Raw genomic sequence first — 20336 nt, 5'->3', positions numbered from 1 at the left:
CAGGGGAGGTAAATGTACATAAAAAAAGGAATTAAGAAAGAAGATTAACAAATCAATATAGTAGAAAAATAAAAAAGCGAGCTAATTAGCTCGCTTTTTTGTTTTGTATGGAAAAGAGATTACCTAATGGCAATCTTTTTTGTTATTTGTTTTCCTGCATTTTCGATTTGCATTAGGTAGAATCCGCTAGTAGTTTTGTTAAATTCAATTACTTTGTTGAACTCACTTGAAATAGTAGAAAACTCTTGAGTTTCAAGCAATCTTCCTCTAAAATCGAATAAACGGATAATGGTTGAATTTTTGTCTTTAACCTTAAAGTTTACAGTAAGTGCTCCGTCAGAAGGAACTGGGAATGTACGAAGGTCTTTAAACAAAGTGTTGTCTGTAGCAAAACTTTCTTCAACAATAACTGTGTAATCTTCTACTTCGCCATTAAAATTTAATCCGCAAGAATTCGGATCAGAACTAGGTTTTACCGAAACTCTCATAATTACAGAACCTAACGGAGCATCTTCAGGAACCGTAATACTCACAGTGTTTGATGTTATTTCGTAGGTTTCATTAGTGTCGAAGATACAGTTTTGGTTCCAATCAATCCAAGCAAAAGTGTTTACATCACTATTTTCAGCAGCGTTAATAGTGGTTGTTAATTCGTAAGTTTCACCTCGTACTACTTGAGTGTCTATAGCTGTAAAATCAGAATAGCCATTAGTTTTATTAGAATCGTTATCAATACTGTTAAAGGCAACATTAGTAATACTTACTTGCGATTCGGTATTTCCAGAAGAATTACATAAACTATCATTTATATTTAATAGAATATTTACTGATTTTGTAGTTGTTGGTGAGGTTGCTGTGACTGTAATTATATGGTCTCCATTGGTAACTTCACCAAGGTTATTTAAGGTTAGTGTAAAATTACCACTTGTGCTTAAAGTTGTTGTGCTTAATGTAGCTGAAGCGTTTGTTGGTGTTCCAGTAGTTGAAAGGGTAACTGTTTCAGTAAAACCATATAAAGCCACGTAATCAAAATTAAAAACAAGCTCGTTTGTTGCTACTTTACATACAGATAAATCACCAGTGGTGTTAGAAATTGAAAACGTAGGATCTGCTTGAAAAATAGTGAAGTTGGTATTGTTTACATTGTAAAAAACGTTGTCAGCTGCTTCTACTAAGATTCTGGCAGATGTAGTAGGGGTATCAGGAATAACAATGTTTTCTGATCCGTCATTTGGAGTGTTACTTTTTAAAACGATTGGAAAAGTTTGACCACCATCTGTTGAAAGCCTAATATTTACACTAGCACAGTTGATTGGAGCTTGGTCAGAAGTTCCTTTGTTCCAAGTAATCGTATGTGTAGCTCCTGTTCCCCAAGAAACTACTGAACTAGGACTTGTTACGGTAAAAGGTTCAGTATTTACAACGGTAATTTTTATATCATCTCTTGCAGTACTACCTCCTCCTGCATGGTTATCTCTAACTGTAAAAGCGAAATCTAATTCTCTTGCTACTGATGGAAGAACTTCCCATATAGTAGAAGTGCTTCGGTTTATCACAGTTGAAAGAGCAGGAAAATACCTATCAGGAGAATTTGACGGCGATAAAGATCTAAACATTGGTCCACCAGTATTGGTAGCTAATGGAGACATGGTTGCTATTTCGTTGTCAATTTGTTCCCAAGTATAGGTTAAAGAAGCTGTTCCGTCAACATAGGTAGCTTGTCCTTTTAAAACAAAAGGTGTAGATCTAGGAATGCTTACACTGTTTCCTGCGGTAGCTGTAGGAGCAGTATTTCCTGTGTTAGAAGTACTAGCACAACTTCCAGCTCCTTGTATGTGTTCCCACATTTGAGCGATACTAACAGCGTGAAAATAATCATCACTAGCTCCTTGTATGTTTGGTGAGCAAATACCCGCATAAGCCATAATGGTTGATCCACTTCCTGGTTCAACAGCAGTTATAGGACTTCTGTTACCGCTACAAGAGTTGTTGAATGTATGCGTAGCACCAAATTGATGCCCTATTTCATGAGCTACATAATCAATAGCATATCCGTCGCCTATTGGTTGACTTCTACCTGTTATTCCTTGAGCTTTATATCCAGTTTCACACACAGAATTTAATTGGGCTAATCCTCCACCTCCTGTGCTAAAGGTATGTCCGATATCATAATTTGCATCTCCAATAACAGCATCACATTTCACTTGGCTTTCATCTATTAAGAAGTTTGCATCATCGTTTGATAATCCATCAGTTTCAGCATCTAAGAAAATTAATTCATCGTTGTTGTTAACAAGCACCATTCTTACAGCTAAATCCCTTTCAAAAATACCGTTAACACGAGTCATCGTAGTATTCATAGCAGACAATACAGCTGCTTTTTTTTCGTTATCTGAAGCAGATTCTAAATTATTTCTTTCAATATGATATTGTGCATATTCCCCAGTACAAGCAATAGCAGTTCTAAAAGTTCTCAATGTTCCATCATTAGCATTTCTGCTTTGTAAGGAAGAAGAACTACTTTTTTGAACAGTATTTTCAAGTTTACACGAGAAATCATCTTCTAAAGAAGCAAGTTCTCCTTTTTTATAAACGACATACTCTTTATGATCTTTTGTGTAAGGGTCAATATAAACAGTACCCTCATTTGAGGTGAATAACATAACATGCACACCATCTTTTCCAATACTTATTTTAGCTGTAGATGAAGTATCGTCAATCCCTTGCGCAGAGAAAGATGTTACTTGTGGGAATTTTGCTGCTAACTCAGGAGCTAAATATGAGGTTTCTTTTACTAAAAAGCGTTGAATATCTCCATTCGCATTAGGAAGCATTATTACTTTTTCATTAGAAGTGTTCTTAGTTTTTGAGTTTAATAAAACACTTGTAAACTTCTCTAAATCTAACCTCATTAATAGGTGTTGATTCGGAGAAACTTTAGTAGCAAGTACTTCTTTTTTTTGAAGCCTAATTGTTTCGTTAGATGTTTTCGTCCACATCTGTTGAGAGAACAAACCAGAAGTTGAAAAAAGTAAAATACATAATATGAGAAGGGAGTTTCTTTTCGACATGATTTAGTTATTGATAAGTCTTACATATAACAGTAAAAGTTTAATTTTCCCTACCTTTGTAGGGCTATTTAGACGCCTAATTTATGAATAAAAAAGTAAGAGTTAGTGATCTAGGAAAAAAAGATTACAAAGAAACATGGGATTATCAAACGAGTTTGTTAGATGAGATAGTTTCATTAAAGAGAGAAAAGAGGAATGGAGAGTGTGGTATTGAAACCCCAAATTATTTTTTATTTGTCGAGCACCCACATGTGTATACGCTAGGAAAATCTGGTGATATCAGTAATTTATTATTGAATGAAGAGAAGCTAAAAGAAAAAGAAGCTACTTTTTATAAAATTAATAGAGGAGGAGATATTACCTATCATGGCCCTGGACAAATAGTTGGGTATCCAATTTTAGATTTAGAAAATTTCTTTACCGATATTCATAAGTACTTACGTTTGTTAGAAGAATCTATCATTTTAACAATTGCTGAATATGGCATTAAAGCTGAAAGAAGTGAAGGAGAAACAGGAGTTTGGTTAGATGTTGGAACACCGTTTGCTAGAAAAATTTGTGCGATGGGAATTCGCGCGAGTAGATGGGTAACCATGCATGGGTTTGCATTAAATGTAAACGCTAATTTAGGATACTTTGACAATATAATTCCTTGTGGAATTCGTGGTAAAGCAGTAACTTCTATGGAAGCAGAATTGGGAAGAAAAATACCAGAGGAAGAAGTGAAGGAAAAAATTCTAAAACACTTTAAAACGTTGTTTGAAGTAGAGGAATTTATTAAAGCATAAAAAAAGGGTTGACAATTGTCAACCCTTTTTAGTTTCTATAGAAAACTAAAATTATTTTTTAGCTTTAACTTCGAAAGAAATTTCCATTAAATCGTTAATGAATTTATCTTTTAAAGCAGCGTCAATTTTCTGAGATTTGTAAGTTACACCAAAGTCAGTTCTGTCAATACTAAAAACATCACTTTTAAAAGTAACAGCATCTTCAGTTTCAGTAATAGTAGCAGGAATAGTAATACTCTTAGTAACATCTCTTAAAGTTAAGTTACCAGTTACGTGAACTTTTCCGTCTTTTACTTCAGAACTAGATACTTCAAACTTTGCAGTTGGGAATTTTTCAACATCAAAGAAATCAGCAGATTTTAAGTGTCCTTCTAATTTTTCTTTACCGTTACCAGCTTCTAAATCTTCACAAACAATAGTGTTCATGTCAATTACAAACTCACCAGACTTAACAGCTCCATTTTCAATTTCTAAAGTTCCTTTTTCTAAACTTACAACACCATTATGAGAACCTGTTGGTTTACTTCCTTTCCAAGTAACTACAGATTCAGCAACGTTTGCTTTGTATGTGTTAATGATATTTTCTGTTTTTGCTACTTCTTTCTCTTCGCTAACAGCAGTTTTGTTTTTTTCTGTCTTACAAGCAACAGCTCCCATTGCCATAAAAGCAATAGCTAAAATTGTTTTTTTCATCTTTTAGTTTTTAATAATGATTATTAATTGGATGCAAATGTAACAAAAAAAATAATTTCCATGGGATTTATTTTTTTGTTAAGATATGATTAACAACGTAAGAAGCAGCCTGTAAGCCGAAAGCAGCGGGCATATAACTAATGGTTCCGTAGTATGATTTTTTATAGTTGGTTCCGTCAGTGAGTTTTAAACTTTCAGAAATTTGAATTTCTTCTGAATAAACGGCTCTAACCCCTTTGTCAACTTTTAGTTCTTTTAAGCGTTTACGTATGGCTCTTGCCATTTTACAGTGCTTGGTTTTACTAATGTCTTTCACTTTAACTTTAGAAGCATCCAATTTACCACCCGCTCCCATTGAGCTGATGATTTTCACTTTTTTTCTGCGTGCTGCAACAATCAGATTAACTTTAGGAGTAATACTGTCAATACAATCTAACACATAATCAAAGTTTGGAGTTACTATTTTAAAGGCTCTTTCTGGCGATAAAAATTCTTCTAAAACAGTCAATTCAATATCTGGATTGATGTCTTTTAATCTATCAGCTAAAATATGTGCTTTTGATTTTCCTATGGTGCTATGTAATGCCGGTAATTGACGATTTATGTTTGTTTTGTCAAAAACATCACCATCTACAATGGTCATTTTGTTTACACCAGCACGCGCAATAAATTCTGCTGCAAACGATCCAACTCCGCCTAATCCAACTACTAAAACATTGGCATTTTTAATCTTCTCTAACCCTTCTTTTTGAACCAATAATTCGGTACGTTCTAACCAACTCATCTTTTAAAAATTCTACTAAAATTTTGTTTTACAGTATTTATAATTTCTTGTTTTTCGGTTTTTCTTAGTTCACTAGCAATGTTGTATATGCTTTCAATAGGTGCTTCGGAAGTATCAGTTTCAAAAAAAAGAAAGTTTAATGGAAGTTTTGAAAAAGTTTCTTGTAGTCTCTCATTTTTTAATAAACTCTCTCCGAAGGATATACATATTTTATGTTGTATTAAATCGAGCGCAATTTGGTGATTTTTATTGAATCCGTGAACAATCCAAGATTGTTTTGGTTTGATTTCTTTTTTCAATTGAATAATTTCCTGGAAAGCCTTTACACAATGAATAATTATAGGTTTGTTATATTTTTCTGAAAGTTGAATTTGTTGCTTGAAAACTTCAAGTTGAAGAGAGAAGTCAATTTCGGCTATTCTATCCAAACCACATTCTCCTAACGCATAACAATTTTCGGAGCTTAGTTGCTTTTCAACAATTTTTAAATCGTTTTGTAAAGTGTCTTTTGAAATATACCACGGGTGAATCCCAATAGAAAAAGGTTTGCTAAAATCGGTCGAATTAGGATATTTATTTTCTATTAAAAAAACATCTTTTTGAGTAGATGAAGTGTGAGTATGAATATCAATAAATTGCAATTACACTTTGTCTTTGGTATCAATAATAATAGTTACAGGTCCATCATTTAACAGTTCTACTTTCATATCTGCTCCAAATTCGCCTGTTTGAACTTTTTTGCCTAACTCTATTTCAAATTGCTGAACGAAATTTTCGTATAACGGAATTGCAATACCAGGTTTTGCTGCTTTAATATAACTAGGTCGATTTCCTTTTTTTGTTGAAGCATGCAAAGTGAATTGACTTACAACGATTGCTTCTCCATTAATATCAAGTAAAGACTTGTTCATAATGCCATCTTCATCATTAAAAATACGAAGATTGGCAATTTTCTTAGTCAACCAAGTAATATCTTCTTGTGTATCGTCATCAATAATACCCAATAAGACTAATAATCCGTTTTGGATATTCGCAACTTTTTCTCCTTCAATAGTAACACTAGCTTTTGAAACACGTTGAATTACTGCTTTCATTCTATAATTTAGATTATTAGATTATTAGATTATTAGATAGTTGGATTGTTGGATTGTTGGGTTTTTAGTTTGAAAGTTGAAAACTAGCCTCTAACAGCCAAAAGCTAAGAGTTAATAGCCAACAGCAAATCACTATTCCCAAATATCAGTTCGATAATGCTCTTCTTCACCTTCTAAAATTTGCAAATAGCTTTTATAGCGAGACCAAGCAATTTCTTCATTTTCTAAGGCTTCTTTAACAGCACACTGCGGTTCATTTACGTGAATACAATTGTTGAATTTACAGTCTTGTTTTAAAGCGAAGAATTCAGGGAAATAGTCACCTAATTCGTCTTTATCCATATCAACCACTCCGAAACCTTTAATTCCTGGAGTGTCAATAATACGAGCATCAAAACTTAAATCGAACATTTCAGCAAACGTAGTGGTATGTTGTCCTTGTTTGTGTTGTTCAGAAATTTCTTTGGTTTTTAAATCTAAAGAAGGTTCAATGGCGTTGACTAAAGTAGTTTTACCAACTCCCGAATGACCAGCAAACATGCTTACTTTGCTTGTCATCATCTCTTTGATTTTATCTATATTGATGTTTTCAGTTGCAGAAACTTCTACACATTCGTAACCGATGGCTTCATAAATATCTTTTAGGTACATAATTTCGGCACGCTGCTCAATTTCATACGAATCAATCTTATTAAAAACTAAAATAGTTTTGATTGAATAGGCTTCAGCAGTAACTAAAAAACGATCGATAAATGTGGTAAATGTAGGAGGGTTGTCAATGGTAATTAACAGAAATACTTGATCAATATTAGAAGCAATTACATGAGTTTGTTTTGATAAATTAACCGATTTACGAACAATAAAATTTTTACGCTCGTGAATGTTGGTAATTAAACCTGTTTCTTCATCATTATTGGTTTCTAAAGAAAAATCAACAATATCACCTACAGATATAGGGTTTGTACTTTTTATTCCTTTAATACGGAATTTTCCTTTAATACGACACTTATATAGTTCGCCTTTAGACTTTACCCAATACCAACTTCCTGTAGATTTGTAAACCGTTCCTGTCATAAAACAAAGATGCGGATTATTCATAAAAAAATAATATATTCGTGCCTTAATTTTAAAAATTTATTATGAAAAAGCTATTATTATCTATTTGTTTTATTGGATTGTCTTATGTTTCGGCCATTGCGCAAACATATGAATATAAGGTTATAACAAGTGTTGAGTCTATAGTACCAAATGGTTTGGGAAGATCTAGGTTAATTTCTTCAGACGAAGAGAGAAATTTTGAAGATTATACCTCTGGAAGATCAGAAGAAAATGATGAAAGAAACAAGTCGAAAAGATCGGAAATTAGAGTTAAAAATTTCGAAGAAACAAAACTGTTAAACTTCTTTAATATTGGAGGAATTCGTTTTCAGAATATTGTAGCAAATGATGCAGTGATTACCTCTAAGCTTAATGATATGGCAAAAAATGGTTGGGAATTGGCTTTTTCTAATAGTGGAGTAGAGAGTTATGGAGGAAAAGGAGATAGTAACGGAATTTTTATAACACGTTATATTTTTAAAAGAGAGGTTAAGACTTCAGAGTCTGCTGAAAAATAAAAAAAAGCGCCTAATGGCGCTTTTTTTTATGAGTTAATGATTTTTTCTTGATGATTGATACTTTCTTGGTGTATCGCTTTAAACATTTTAAGAACAAACTCTTCGCTTAGTCCTTTATCTTGTCCTTCTAATATCATTTTACCTAAGATTTCGTTCCATCGTCTAGTTTGTAAAATAGCAACGTTTTTATCTTTCTTTAACTCACCAATAGCATCAGCTATTTTCATACGTTTCCCTAACATTTCAATCAATTGATGATCCACTACATCAATTTGAGTACGTAAAGTATTTAGTGCATTTCGGTAATCAGCTTCGGTATCAGTAGCTTTTCTTACTTTTAAGTCTACCATCATTTGTACTAGAGTTTTAGGGGTGATTTGTTGCGAAGCATCACTCCAAGCATTATCAGGGTCGTAATGTGTTTCAACCATTAAACCATCAAAATTTAAGTCTAAAGCTGTTTGGCAAATATCAAAAATGATATCACGACGACCAGCGATGTGTGACGGATCACAAATCAATGGTAAATCAGGAAAACGGTTTTGTAATTCGATAGGAATTTGCCATTCAGGGTTGTTTCTATATCGGGTTTTCTCATAAGTAGAAAAACCTCTATGAATTACTCCTAATTTTTTGATGTTTTTAGCGTACAAGCGTTCTATAGCACCTAACCATAAAGGTAAATCTGGATTTACAGGGTTTTTTACCAAAACTATTTTATCGGTTCCTTCTAAAGCATCTGCAATTTCTTGAACGATAAAAGGACTTACAGTGGTTCGAGCACCAATCCATAAAATATCTACATCATGCTCTAAAGCTAATTGTACATGATCTTTGTTGGCAACTTCGGTAGCAATTAACATTCCTGTTTCTTGTTTTGCTTTTTGCAACCATTTTAATCCTAGAGCGCCTACACCTTCAAAATTCCCAGGTCTTGTACGAGGTTTCCAAATTCCAGCTCTTAATACCGTAGCATCTGTATCTTTTAATTCGTGAGCTATTTTTAATACTTGTTCTTCAGTTTCAGCACTACAAGGTCCTGCAATTACTAGTGGATGCCCTAATCCGAAGGCATCTAACCAAGTTCTTAATTCTTTTGTGTTTTCCATTTTGATGTATTTATTGTTGAGGTGCTACCTCTAAAATTCCGTTTAATATTTGTTTTATATGATTGGTGTTTTCCATTTCAGTATATATTTCTGGAAAATCATCTTTTTCTAATAATGTTTTGAATTGTTGTAAGTTACTAATGTATTCGTTCAAAGATTCTACAACATTTTCTTTATTTTGTTTAAAAATAGGAGTCCACATCGCTGGTGAACTTTTTGCTAAACGCACAGTAGAAGCAAATCCACTACCAGCCATATCGAAAATATCACGTTCGTTTTTCTCTTTTTCAATGACGGTTTTACCAAGCATAAAAGAGCTGATGTGTGATAAATGGGATACATAAGCAATATGTTTATCGTGTGATTTTGGATCCATGTATCGAATACGCATTCCTAATTTTGAAAAAATATCTAATGCCTTTTCTTGTAATTTGAAAGCTGTTTTTTCTACTTCACAAATAATGTTGGTTTTACCTCTAAATAAATTTGTCAAAGCCGCATTAGGTCCTGAAAATTCCGTTCCAGCAATAGGGTGTGTTGCTAAAAAATTTCTTCTTTTCGGATGATTTTTAACAGCATCGCAAATCAGTTCTTTAGTCGAACCTACATCAAAAACCAAACAAGTATCAGAGATGCTATCTAATGTTTTCAAAATTACCTCTTGAGAAACATCTACAGGAATGGCAATAATAACTATGTCTGCGTTCGATAATTCTGAAAATGTTGCTTTTTGATGGATAATCCCTCTTTCTAAAGCGAGATCTCCATGTTCTTCGTTGGAGTCAATTCCAAAGATAGTAACGTTTTTAAATTCTTGCTGAATATCTAGGGCAAAACTTCCGCCGATTAATCCTAGTCCTATGATAAATACGTTCATTATATTCTGTTGATTGCTTCGTTAATTTTTTCTTCTGATACACATAGTGAGAAACGAATATAACCTTCACCTTGGCTGCCGAAAATGGTTCCAGGAGCAGCAAAAATGTGTTTGTTATATAGCAAATCGTCAATCATTTCTTCAGATGTTTTTCCTTTGGGAAGTTTACACCAAACAAACATTCCTGAGGTGTTTTTATCGTAGGTACATCCTAACTTATCTGCTAGTTTAAAGACTAACTCTTGTCGCTTTTTATAAGTATTATTTAATTGGATAAACCAATCCTTTTCTAACTCTAAAGCTTTAGTAGCTCCTTTTTGAATTCCATAAAACATACCAGAATCCATTTGAGTTTTTACTTTTAAAACTTCTGTTAAGAATTCAGGTTTTCCTAATAACATTCCAACACGCCACCCAGCCATGTTGAAAGATTTGCTTACCGAGTTTAACTCTAAAGCAATGTCTTTTGCGCCTTCAACTTGTAAAATACTTTGAGGATGTTCATTCAATATAAAGCTATACGGATTGTCATTTACAATCACAATATTGTGCTTTTTTCCAAAGTCAATCAACTTTTGAAAAGTTTCTTTGGTTGCATCGGCACCCGTTGGCATGTGGGGGTAATTTACCCACATCAATTTTATTTTTGAAGTATCTAGTTTTTCTAAAGCTTCAAAATTAGGTTGCCAGTTACTAGCTTCTTCTAACTTGTAAAAAACAGGTTTTCCTCCTAATAAATTGGTCACAGAGCTGTAAGTTGGATATCCTGGATTAGGAATTAATACCTGATCTCCTTCATTTAAAAAAGCTAATGAAATATGCATAATTCCCTCTTTACTTCCCATTAAAGGGAGTACTTCGTTAGCAGGGTTTATGGTAACTTCATAGTTGTTTTGATAAAAATTTGAAACAGCTTGTCTAAACTCTGGTAACCCTTGATAACTCTGATAGCTATGTGCTCCAGTATCTTGTAAGCTATCTTGAATAGCTTTTAATACTGAGGTTGGAGGCAGTAAATCAGGACTTCCAATTCCGATATTTATAATTGGTTTACCTTCTGAAATTAATTGACGTACTTCTTGTAATTTTTTAGAGAAGTAGTACTCTTGTACGGTTTGTAAGCGATTGGCAAACTGTATCATAATCTTCCGTTTTTGTATTCACCTAATATTTTAAATTCTTCTGCCATAATTTGTATAATGGCTTTTGCTTTTTCGAAATCTTCGTATGCTTCAAAAGTTACATCAACAAAAAAGGCATACTTCCATGGTGTTTCAATTTTGGGTAACGATTGTATTTTGGTTAGGTTTAATTTGCAATCGCTCATTACGTTTAGTACTGCGGCTAAACTTCCTCTTTTATGGTCTAATTCAAACCTTAACGAGGCTTTGTTAATTTCAATCTTGCCATTTTCAGGGTTACTTGTTTGTAAAATCACAAAGCGAGTCGCATTATTTTTAATGGTTTGGATCTCGTCCTCAATGATAGAAAGTCCAAAAATATCAGCAGCTATTTTGGGTGCGATAGCTGCAACACCCTTTAATTGTTGATCAGAAATTCTTTTCGCAACAGCAGAGGTGTCAACATCTTCAACTAGTTTTATATGCTTATGTTGTTTGAAAAACTCTTTGCATTGTAGCAAGGCCATAGGGTGTGAGCAAACCTCAGTAATATCTTTAATTTGTTGATTTGGTAACGCCATTAAATGATGGTGTATAGGCAAGTAATACTCGCCAGAAATATGCAAATTGTACTTGTCAATTAGTGCATAGTTGGGTATGATTGAGCCTGCGATGGTGTTTTCTAGTGCCATAATTGCTTGTTTACTTTGTGAATTCAATAAACTATCTACCAATACATCAAAGGACAAACATTCAACTAGTTCGATGTTTTCTTCGTAGAAATTATTTGCAACAATATAATGGTTGCTTCCATGTATTCCTTGAATGGCTATTTTTTTCATTTTAGGTCAAAAAAAAAGCCTCGATAAATTCGAGACTTTGATTAGCTATATTATTTTCTTGTTAGTTTAACAATATGGTACAAAGTCTCAGCTCTTACTAAAAAAGTAAAAGTAAAAATAGAAACCTTGCCATACGTTTTGTAACATCATTGTATTTGTGTTCTTTGTACGAGGCAAATCTTAGAAATAAATTTCAGTAAACCAAACTTTTTTTGAAAAAATGTATAAAAAGAAAAAAGCTCCTCAAAAATTGAGAAGCTTTTAGCGGTCTGGACGGGACTCTCCTTTTTTTTACTTTTGTTAATGTTATTGGGAGTTACAAAGGATTACATTTTTGATGTATGCCTAAATGTGTGCCTTTTCTTAATTAACACGAACAAAATATACTGTCTTAATATAACTTTCAATACCTGTTACTGTGAATTTAAAATTCATTTTATTTTCACTTACCTCAACAATTTGTTTATTGTTTCCTGGTAGGGTTAATTCATTATTTGATTCATTGTAAGAATAAGTCCCCTCAGATGTTCTTGCATCTTCACAATTTGTTCCAGAGTACTTAGTCAGGATAACTTGTTTATTAGATTTTAATTCTAAAGTTTCCTTTAAATCACAAGTTGACAAGTTTACTTCTTCAATACTCCCATTGGAGTATTCTTTAGTTTCTTTTACCTTATTCCATTTCCCAATAATTCCAGACTGTAAATTATCATCACTTCCCCCACATGAGGATAGAATTAAGGTGGTCATTAAAAATAAAATTACTTTTTTCATATTACTAATTTTTGATTATTACTGTTTAAAATTTACTATTATAATAGAGTAAATATATTCTGTTGGGTTTTGATTTTAATTTTGAGTAAGATGTCAAGTTCAAAGTATAAATGGATGTATTCAATTAATTCTTCATTAAATTCTTTAATATCTCCTTTTGTGTAGTTGTATACTTCATAACTCTTTTTTGTATCTACCAATTCTAAATCAAACTCCCAATTTTCATATTGCATGCCAATTCTGAAAGGTAGTTTATTAGTCATTATACAAATACTTTATTTTTTCTTTGATTTATTGGGATAGTTATTTTGAAATCTATAGTACTGTTTGTTCTGTTGTTTAGATGAATAGCTATATCATTTTGAATGCAGAACAAATCTGAGTTACCTCCTAACACATCTTCAAATAAAAACTCATCTTCACTACCAGCAAATGAATTTATAAATTCAATTAAGTAATTAAGATTATTTTGACTTGTATTATAAGTTACAGCTAATAGTTCATTTTCATAAAAGCTTAAATAAGTTTCTACTTGTAAAGTCTTGCTAGGTAAGTATAATTCCGAAGTTTTATGACTTCTGTAGTATTTTACTCCATTTAAAAAGGTTGTTAAATAAATTAAACCTACATTGTTTTCTTCTAGAGAACTTTTTAATTTATGAGAGATATAATCTTCTAACATAGCTTTTTACTCTTTGTCATTCTTTATGAAATGTGCCCAGACATAATAAATTAATGCTATTATTAATGCTATAAAAGCTAATCTAAGATTAGATAAAATACTATAAGTTTCACCTGTGTCATAATCAATCCCCTCTAAGCTTCTTGGGTCTCCACCAAATATTAAAGTTAATAATGGGTTTAAAGCTATTAGTCCAAATACAACTCCAGCAGCAAGCAAACATCATTTACTTTCTTTTTTATCTTGGTTCTTTTCCATATTAAATCAACTATTAGTTCAACAGATTTACAAGTGTTCTTAGTTATTTGATTTTCTTTTCAAGAAGCTTTATTTCATTCCTTAGGTCATCTGTTTTAAATATCTCATTAGCTTTTTTAAACCAAAGAATGGCATTTTTATAATCCCTTTTGCATTTATAAGCTTCTCCAGCTAGTATCATAAAGTAAGTCTCTTTAGGAGCAATTTTTAAAGTAAAAAGACTTTTTTCTATAGCTAAGTCACAATTACCTTCATTTATATCCTTAACAATAACAAATCTACTTTTTTGAATTGTCATTTTCAATTTGTCATTTTGATTTTCTATAGCTTTATTAATGTAATTTGTTGCTTTTTCTTTTAAGTCAGAATCATTATTGTGATTTGAGTTATTATTTTGAGAATATGAATAACTACAAATAGTTATTAAGATTATTAAAATTATTTTTTTCTTCATGATTATTAATATGTTGTCATTTATGGCATAAGTTTAAACAAATATAACTCTTTTCTTGATTTGTCAAATAAGACAAGTTGTAATGAGTCAGGATTTAAAAGAGTTACAGATTTCAATTCAGAAAAAAATAGGTATTAACATTCAGAATATTAGAGAAGAAAAAGGTTTGTCACAAGTAGATTTAGCTAGTAAGATGCTTGGTAGGTTTGATACTACTAACATTTCTAGAATTGAATCTGGCAGAACAAATCCTACACTTTTTACTTTGTTTAGAATTAGTGAAGCTTTAGAAGTTTCATTAACTGAATTAGTAGGTTTTTCTTTAGAAGAAAAATAAGAAAAAGCTATTATAGTAGAACTTGCTTAAAAGAATTATTATACCTTTTATTTCATTAATTTATATAGTTTCTGGTAGGAATAAAAAAGGATTTTATAATAAAAAAAGCTATTATTAATTATCTGCAAATTAATTCGTTTTTATAAAAACCTCTTCTTAGAGTTATTTCATTCATCTACTTATACATGTGAATACTGTAGAAATTGCAAATATTGCAAGTTCGATAGATTACAATAACCCTTCATCTGCAAAACTCAAATGTTCACCCTTGGTAATTATTAAGTGATCTAAAAGCACCATATCAAAATAACTACATGCTTTTTTAACTTTATTGGTAATTTCAATATCAGCCTTACTTGCTTTTAAATTTCCACTAGGATGATTGTGACACATGATTATACCATGTGCATTACATTTTAAAGCTACACTTACAAGTAATTTGACATCTACAACTGTGCTATTTGTTCCTCCTTTAGATAATTCAAATATACCCAATACCATATTGGCTCGATTAAGTAAAATTACTTTCATTTCTTCTTGTAATTCAATTAAATCTTTATTCCATTTCTCAGCTACTAGATTGTAAGCATCTGCGCTATTTTGTATTTTGAACTTATTACTATTCTTACTAGAATAGGAAATTTTTATTTCAGCTACTTTCATAAATTTAAAATTATAAATCTGTCCAGCATTCGTAATTACTTATTATAGTAAATGCAAAATTTGGACAGATTAAATTAAACTAATTCTTCCTCTAATTTGTTTACACCATTTTGTGAAAACACGCTATGGTCAGCTTTAAAAAGCTTTTTAACATTAGGAGCTTCATCAGGAGTGTAAACCCATTTGTGAGTTAAAATTATTTCTTCTCCTGTTTCTTTAATAATATACTCATAAGGAGCAACCTCTTGTTTAACAATGCTTCCTTTCATTTGAGTTCCTATTAAAGCTTTACAAGTAACCTCATCAAAAGTAGAAGTTATCATTGCTTTTTTTGCTGTAGCATAGAATTGACCAGTAGTTTTGCTTACTACCATTTCTATACCTCCTTGTAGTTCTAACAAATAGAATTTAGAACCATCTTCTTTGCTACACTCTCTGTAGCCTACAATTTGTACCATAATTTTTTTTTGAGTTGATAAATAAGTTGATTCTAGAAAATATAAGTTCCTTTAAAAACAGCTATCACCTTGCTTTTATATATGGGGTCAAAAAATATTTTCTACTGAGAAGCACCACGGGGTGTTTTAAAATCAAAAATAAGTGGGGGGTAGTTAAGTGGAGGAGATTTATGCATACAAAAAAGTAGCCTCATTTTTTTTATAAAATTTTATTTTATATTTAACAAAAAATAAGTCCTTCATCTATGGAAGAAAAAGATATTCAGAGTCTTTTGTCTCATACTGACTCGTTATTAAATCAGACTTTTTGGTTTAGTCAAAAGTTTAAAATTAAGCCAGATAAAGAGCATTTTGCCACATCAATTACTTATACAGATGTGTTGGAAAGAAGGAATGATTTTATAAATTGTTTGCTGAGTACAATTAATAGTTTTGTTTATAGTAAAAGGAAAAGTTCTGAACTTATTAATAAATTCTTCGAAGAAACTTCAGATTTTGGGAATGCTAGTGCTAAGTTAACTTTTAATGCTAAAAAAAAATTTAGACCAGGTCATCCGCAAGGTCAATTTGGTGAATTGCTTCTATTTAATTTTATACAGCATTTTTTTTCAGCTACACCTGTATTGAGAAAAATGTCAATAACAACTTCAAATAAGCATGAAAGATTTGGTGCTGACGCTATTCACTATAAAATAAACTCTAATGGTGAGAATGTATTCTTTCTTGGAGAATCAAAATGTTATAAAACCAAATATAAATTCAAATCAGCATTTAAAGATTCTTTAAATAGTATTTCTAAATCATTTGAAGAGATTAATGATGAGCTGGACTTATATCTCTATGAGGATGGTATGATAGATGGAAATCTTGTAGAAATAGTAGAAAAGCTAAAATCTAACACTTTAAGTAACGTTAAGTTTGAGTTGGTTTGTATAATTATTTATCATGAAACTAGGGAGATTGATAAAACAAATGAAACTGAAATTAAAGAAAGAATTAAGGAAATTATTGAAGAGAAATTTAAATCAGTAGGTGATGAAGTTTATGATAAAATTGATAAAGGGGTTTTAGAAAGAATAAATTATATAGTTTTTCCCGTTTGGAAATTGGATAATTTATTAGATGAATTTATGAAAACTTTAGGTGCTTAATGGAAAAGAAAATTATTGATTTAGAAGATGTAAAAATTATTTCAAGATTACATATTATTGAATTGTACTCAACAGCAATAAAGCTAGGGTTAATAAACAAAAATAAATACAGTAAAATAACATATCCTCTTTTACTTAAATCTATTTCTCTTTTAGATAGATTATCTAGATTTGATAATAATCAAGAAACTAAAAATCTTGTTATTACCTTATGTGGAATACTTTGGCAGTATAGAAACCCTAAGTGGGATTTATTACATGAAAGTTTAATTTTATTCTTATCTAGAATAGGCTATGCTCCTTCTGGTATTCTCATAGATAAAGAGTATGATTTTAATGAAAAAAAACATTCATCATTTACCAGTTATATAAATCAATTATATATTTCTATGTATAATGAAAATTATGAGATTGAAGTTCTTGATAAAAAGTTTTTATTAACTGAATTTCAAAAGAAAGTATGGGATGAAATTGACAAGAATAGAGTTGTAGGAATTTCAGCTCCTACATCAGCAGGTAAGTCTTACTTAATTTTATTAAAAACAATTGAAATTCTTTTGCGAAAAGAAGGTAATGTTCTTTATGTTGTTCCCACTTTATCTTTAATATCTCAGGTGTCTAATGATTTTAACCAAATGTTAAAAGATTTTGGACTTTATAATTATAGTGTATTTAATACATATTCATCTGATAAAGCACAAGATAATAATCAAATTTATGTTTTGACTCAAGAAAGAGCCATTTCTGCTTTTTCTCAAGAGAAAAATCCTTTTGAGAATATTCAGGTTTTTATCATAGATGAGATTCAAAACATAGAAAGGGTTGATAGTCCTAAGGATACTAGAGCCAAAACTCTTTTTGATTTATTAAATGAATACAGGCATAATAGTAGTGCTAATAAAATAATAATATCAGGACCTCGAATAGAAGATATAGGTGATTTAGGTGAAAATCTATTTGGAGTTGAAAGTATGGAAATTAATGTTAAAAGTTCTCCCGTAGTTAACTTTACGTACTCAATAGCAAAACAAGGAAAAGCCTTTTTATTTAAACAGTATTCTGATTTTTTTAATAATCCAATTTCATTAAGAATTACTAATAAAGAAATAGTTGGTTATGGAGGGAGTATGTATAATGAAAAGTTTAATGATTTTCTCTATGAAATAATAAGTAAATTAGGTAGCGATAGTAAGAATATAGTTTTTGCTCCTAATCCAAAACAAGCAAGAAATATTGCTATTGGAATTAATAAAGAAAGAGATGATATTGAACAGTTAGATGAAAAAATAATATTACTGTCCGAATATTTATCTGATTCAGTTAGTGATAATTATTCACTGATAAATGTTGTTAAGAACAATATAGCTTACCATCATGGAAAGTTACCACATCACGTTAGGTTTGTTATTGAAAAAGCTATAAAAGAAAAATTAATAGGAAATGTTGTGTGTACAACTACTTTAATGCAAGGAGTTAATCTTCCTACACAAAACGTTTTTATTAGAAATCCGAACCTTTTTGTGCAAAGAAAAAAAAATAGCAATAATCCAACTCTGACAAAATATGAAATAGCAAATTTGAGTGGTAGGGCAGGAAGGTTGTTAAAAGACTTTATAGGTAGGACTTATATATTAGATGAAGATTCTTTTAAAGAAGATAGTCATAATCAAGCTAGTTTATTTGATAAACCTAATAAGAAGTTGAATATAACATATGCTAATAGGTTTAATTCGAATAGAGATGAAATAATAAACTCTCTAACAAAGAATACTTTTGGAGAAGCTGAAGAGGATAAGTTTATAAGCTGTTATATTCGACAGACCATTTTAAAATATCAGGATGATTCAATTACAAAACTCGAAAGTACAGGTATAAAAATTACTAATGAAGAGTTAGTAGAAATTAAGAGTAATTTAAATGAACTAAATGTTCCTGTAGAAGTTTGCTTAAAGAATAGATATTGGGATCCTTTTGACTTGGATAAGCTTTACTCTGAATTGAATAAAATTGATATACCTTCTTCAATTAATGATGGTGAAGCAGCTAATAAACTTTTTAGAACATTATTATATCTATACAACAATTATCATAGATACTATGATAGGTATGTGAAAATAAAATTAGATAATCCAAATACCCAGAGACTTTTATTTTCTATTTGTATAACAGCTATTAAATGGTCTAAAGAAGTCCCTTTAAAGCAGTTGATTTATGATCATGATGAAGATAAAATAGAAGACCTTATAAGTAATATTCAAAATAAAATATCTTATGGAATTCCAGTTTTATTAAAGCCTATCTATGATATGGTAAATGAAGAGCATTCTTTTTTAACTTTTATGGAGATGGGAGCATATAAGCCTATTACGAGAAAATTAATAGAGTATAATATACCAAGAGAAACATCTGTTTTTTTATCTAATAATTATCTAAATTCTGATAATTTTGAATCTAAAGAAGAAATTATTGATAGAATAAGTTCTATTTATGATGAGTTAAATTATTGGATTCAAGTGCAAATTGAACATATTTTATAGTTTCCCATCCCCTTGTAAGATAAGGGAATGGGATTCAACTCAAAAAAAGTAGCTTTATAGCTACTAAAATTTTGATACTCTTATTTACTCACAGCAACTTTATCTAGCTTCTCTTTCTTTTCCTTAAAAGCTGGTAATAAAATTTCTTGGTGTTTAAGGTTAGACTTATATATAGTGGTTAACTCTGGAATAGTTTTAGCCTCTGCAATCTGTTGTAGTATCTCTTCTATTTTAAGATGTCTTGGAACACACCATTGAGCTAATTTTTCTCCAACTTCTTCTGTAATTACAAATTCATTTCTAGTAGAAAACAAACTTGTTCTATCTTTACTTATCACAGCCTTGTTTTCTTGATTGATGAGCTCAAAATTTACAGTTAACTCATATTCCCATCCCTCTCTTGTAATTTCTTTTGTACCTAGTTTGGTAACCTTAGCTTTACCATTAGGTTTGATGTCTAATGAGTAATGAGTTTTCCTCCTAGTAGTAGTAATGATATGACATGAAGATTGTAATATAGCATCTACAAATGCTTGATGGAGTTTTGTTACTTTATTCCAGTCCTGAAATCTCGCACCAAGTTTGTTGTGTATATCTAAACATCCTCCTGAGCCATTCCACTCGTGGCTAATAGAATCTAAAATAATAACTTCAATATTGTTATTGGATTCACATAACTTAATTCCTTCTATGTACCTAGAGGGACTGAAAGGAGCTTCTAAATTAATTACTTGAAAGTTTCCTAAATGTGAGTATAAACTAGCTGACTTATTTTCTGTGTCAATTACAGCTATTTTATTCCAGTTTTTAGTGAGTCCATAAGCTAGTAGTAGAGCTGAGTAGGTTTTTCCAAATCCACTTGCTCCTGATAAGCCAATTCTAAGCTTTACAGCATCTCTTTTACTTGGTTCTAATTGCATAATTTTTAAGTTTAAAAAGGTTAATATTTATGTGTAATAATTTTAAGTTTTTTCCATAAAAAATCCCTACAGATTTCTCTGTAAGGATTTGTGAAAAAGTTTTTCCA

22 protein-coding genes are annotated in these 20336 nt (G+C 30.9%); 5 read left to right on the top strand and 17 right to left on the bottom strand.

Annotated features, from left to right (window positions below; genetic code table 11):
• Positions 1-119 precede the first annotated feature (119 nt).
• Positions 120-2999, bottom strand: coding sequence for a reprolysin-like metallopeptidase (locus ACR9ES_RS06365; protein WP_435255531.1), 2880 nt, complete (start codon positions 2997-2999; stop codon positions 120-122).
• Between the two features lie 155 nt (positions 3000-3154).
• Here ACR9ES_RS06365 and lipB point away from each other — a divergent pair, with 155 nt between their 5' ends.
• Positions 3155-3859, top strand: coding sequence for a lipoyl(octanoyl) transferase LipB (lipB, locus tag ACR9ES_RS06360; RefSeq protein WP_435255530.1), 705 nt, complete (start codon positions 3155-3157; stop codon positions 3857-3859).
• A 51-nt stretch (positions 3860-3910) separates the two neighbouring features.
• On the opposite strand, the gene ACR9ES_RS06355 is transcribed toward lipB, so the two are convergent.
• The 5 genes from ACR9ES_RS06355 to rsgA all read right to left on the bottom strand — a co-directional run bounded on the left by ACR9ES_RS06355 (position 3911) and on the right by rsgA (position 7504).
• Positions 3911-4552, bottom strand: a complete 642-nt coding sequence (locus tag ACR9ES_RS06355) for a YceI family protein (RefSeq protein WP_435255529.1) — start codon at positions 4550-4552, stop codon at positions 3911-3913.
• Between the two features lie 67 nt (positions 4553-4619).
• Positions 4620-5336, bottom strand: a complete 717-nt coding sequence (locus ACR9ES_RS06350) for a tRNA threonylcarbamoyladenosine dehydratase (RefSeq protein ID WP_435255528.1) — start codon at positions 5334-5336, stop codon at positions 4620-4622.
• Positions 5333-5977 carry a TatD family hydrolase gene (locus ACR9ES_RS06345; protein WP_435255527.1) on the bottom strand — a complete coding sequence of 215 codons (645 nt, stop codon included), beginning with the start codon at positions 5975-5977 and terminating at the stop codon, positions 5333-5335. Before ACR9ES_RS06345 ends, ACR9ES_RS06350 begins: the two co-directional genes overlap by 4 nt.
• Positions 5978-6430 carry a D-aminoacyl-tRNA deacylase gene (gene dtd / locus ACR9ES_RS06340; RefSeq protein ID WP_299001355.1) on the bottom strand — a complete coding sequence of 151 codons (453 nt, stop codon included), beginning with the start codon at positions 6428-6430 and terminating at the stop codon, positions 5978-5980.
• 132 nt (positions 6431-6562) lie between these two features.
• Positions 6563-7504 carry a ribosome small subunit-dependent GTPase A gene (rsgA, locus tag ACR9ES_RS06335; RefSeq protein WP_435255630.1) on the bottom strand — a complete coding sequence of 314 codons (942 nt, stop codon included), beginning with the start codon at positions 7502-7504 and terminating at the stop codon, positions 6563-6565.
• 65 nt (positions 7505-7569) lie between these two features.
• Between rsgA and ACR9ES_RS06330 the strand changes: the two genes are divergently transcribed.
• Positions 7570-8046, top strand: a complete 477-nt coding sequence (locus ACR9ES_RS06330) for a hypothetical protein (protein WP_435255526.1) — start codon at positions 7570-7572, stop codon at positions 8044-8046.
• A 26-nt stretch (positions 8047-8072) separates the two neighbouring features.
• Here ACR9ES_RS06330 and ACR9ES_RS06325 read toward each other — a convergent pair whose 3' ends face one another.
• From ACR9ES_RS06325 to ACR9ES_RS06290, 8 genes are all read right to left on the bottom strand, one after another.
• Entirely contained in the window at positions 8073-9155 is a 1083-nt protein-coding gene (locus ACR9ES_RS06325; protein ID WP_435255525.1) for a chorismate mutase, read from the bottom strand.
• A gap of 10 nt (positions 9156-9165) precedes the next feature.
• Positions 9166-10032: a prephenate dehydrogenase gene (locus tag ACR9ES_RS06320; protein ID WP_435255524.1), complete on the bottom strand. Its 867-nt coding sequence runs from the start codon at positions 10030-10032 to the stop codon at positions 9166-9168.
• Entirely contained in the window at positions 10032-11174 is a 1143-nt protein-coding gene (locus ACR9ES_RS06315) for a pyridoxal phosphate-dependent aminotransferase (protein WP_435255523.1), read from the bottom strand. The genes ACR9ES_RS06320 and ACR9ES_RS06315 overlap by 1 nt, the downstream gene beginning before the upstream one ends.
• Complete coding sequence (locus ACR9ES_RS06310) at positions 11171-11995, bottom strand: prephenate dehydratase (protein WP_435255522.1); 825 nt, start codon at positions 11993-11995, stop codon at positions 11171-11173. Before ACR9ES_RS06310 ends, ACR9ES_RS06315 begins: the two co-directional genes overlap by 4 nt.
• A gap of 363 nt (positions 11996-12358) precedes the next feature.
• Positions 12359-12769: a lipocalin family protein gene (locus ACR9ES_RS06305; protein ID WP_435255521.1), complete on the bottom strand. Its 411-nt coding sequence runs from the start codon at positions 12767-12769 to the stop codon at positions 12359-12361.
• Between the two features lie 38 nt (positions 12770-12807).
• Positions 12808-13032, bottom strand: coding sequence for a hypothetical protein (locus ACR9ES_RS06300; RefSeq protein WP_435255520.1), 225 nt, complete (start codon positions 13030-13032; stop codon positions 12808-12810).
• On the bottom strand, positions 13032-13451 hold the full coding sequence (locus tag ACR9ES_RS06295) for a hypothetical protein (RefSeq protein WP_435255519.1): 420 nt from the start codon (positions 13449-13451) through the stop codon (positions 13032-13034). The genes ACR9ES_RS06300 and ACR9ES_RS06295 overlap by 1 nt, the downstream gene beginning before the upstream one ends.
• Positions 13452-13752: 301 nt before the next feature.
• Positions 13753-14163 carry a hypothetical protein gene (locus tag ACR9ES_RS06290; RefSeq protein ID WP_435255518.1) on the bottom strand — a complete coding sequence of 137 codons (411 nt, stop codon included), beginning with the start codon at positions 14161-14163 and terminating at the stop codon, positions 13753-13755.
• Between the two features lie 82 nt (positions 14164-14245).
• On the opposite strand from ACR9ES_RS06290, the gene ACR9ES_RS06285 reads away from it, so the two are divergent.
• A complete protein-coding gene (locus tag ACR9ES_RS06285) occupies positions 14246-14500 on the top strand; it encodes a helix-turn-helix domain-containing protein (RefSeq protein WP_435255517.1) in 255 nt (84 codons plus the stop codon).
• 228 nt (positions 14501-14728) lie between these two features.
• On the opposite strand, the gene ACR9ES_RS06280 is transcribed toward ACR9ES_RS06285, so the two are convergent.
• Together ACR9ES_RS06280 and ACR9ES_RS06275 are read right to left on the bottom strand one after the other, a co-directional pair.
• A complete protein-coding gene (locus ACR9ES_RS06280; RefSeq protein ID WP_435255516.1) occupies positions 14729-15163 on the bottom strand; it encodes a JAB domain-containing protein in 435 nt (144 codons plus the stop codon).
• Between the two features lie 74 nt (positions 15164-15237).
• Positions 15238-15621 carry a hypothetical protein gene (locus tag ACR9ES_RS06275; protein ID WP_435255515.1) on the bottom strand — a complete coding sequence of 128 codons (384 nt, stop codon included), beginning with the start codon at positions 15619-15621 and terminating at the stop codon, positions 15238-15240.
• Between the two features lie 245 nt (positions 15622-15866).
• Here ACR9ES_RS06275 and ACR9ES_RS06270 point away from each other — a divergent pair, with 245 nt between their 5' ends.
• Entirely contained in the window at positions 15867-16772 is a 906-nt protein-coding gene (locus tag ACR9ES_RS06270) for a HamA C-terminal domain-containing protein (RefSeq protein ID WP_435255514.1), read from the top strand.
• Positions 16772-19309, top strand: coding sequence for a DEAD/DEAH box helicase (locus ACR9ES_RS06265; RefSeq protein WP_435255513.1), 2538 nt, complete (start codon positions 16772-16774; stop codon positions 19307-19309). Before ACR9ES_RS06270 ends, ACR9ES_RS06265 begins: the two co-directional genes overlap by 1 nt.
• Before the next feature lie 80 nt (positions 19310-19389).
• Here ACR9ES_RS06265 and ACR9ES_RS06260 read toward each other — a convergent pair whose 3' ends face one another.
• Positions 19390-20229 carry an AAA family ATPase gene (locus tag ACR9ES_RS06260; protein WP_435255512.1) on the bottom strand — a complete coding sequence of 280 codons (840 nt, stop codon included), beginning with the start codon at positions 20227-20229 and terminating at the stop codon, positions 19390-19392.
• Between the last annotated feature and the right edge of the window lie 107 nt (positions 20230-20336).

Origin of the sequence: Tenacibaculum sp. A30 (assembly GCF_051200845.1) — a bacterium.
Classification (GTDB): Bacteria; Bacteroidota; Bacteroidia; order Flavobacteriales; family Flavobacteriaceae; genus Polaribacter.
Note: the sequence above shows the minus strand (reverse complement) of the source record. Positions and strands in the feature narration are given on the sequence as shown.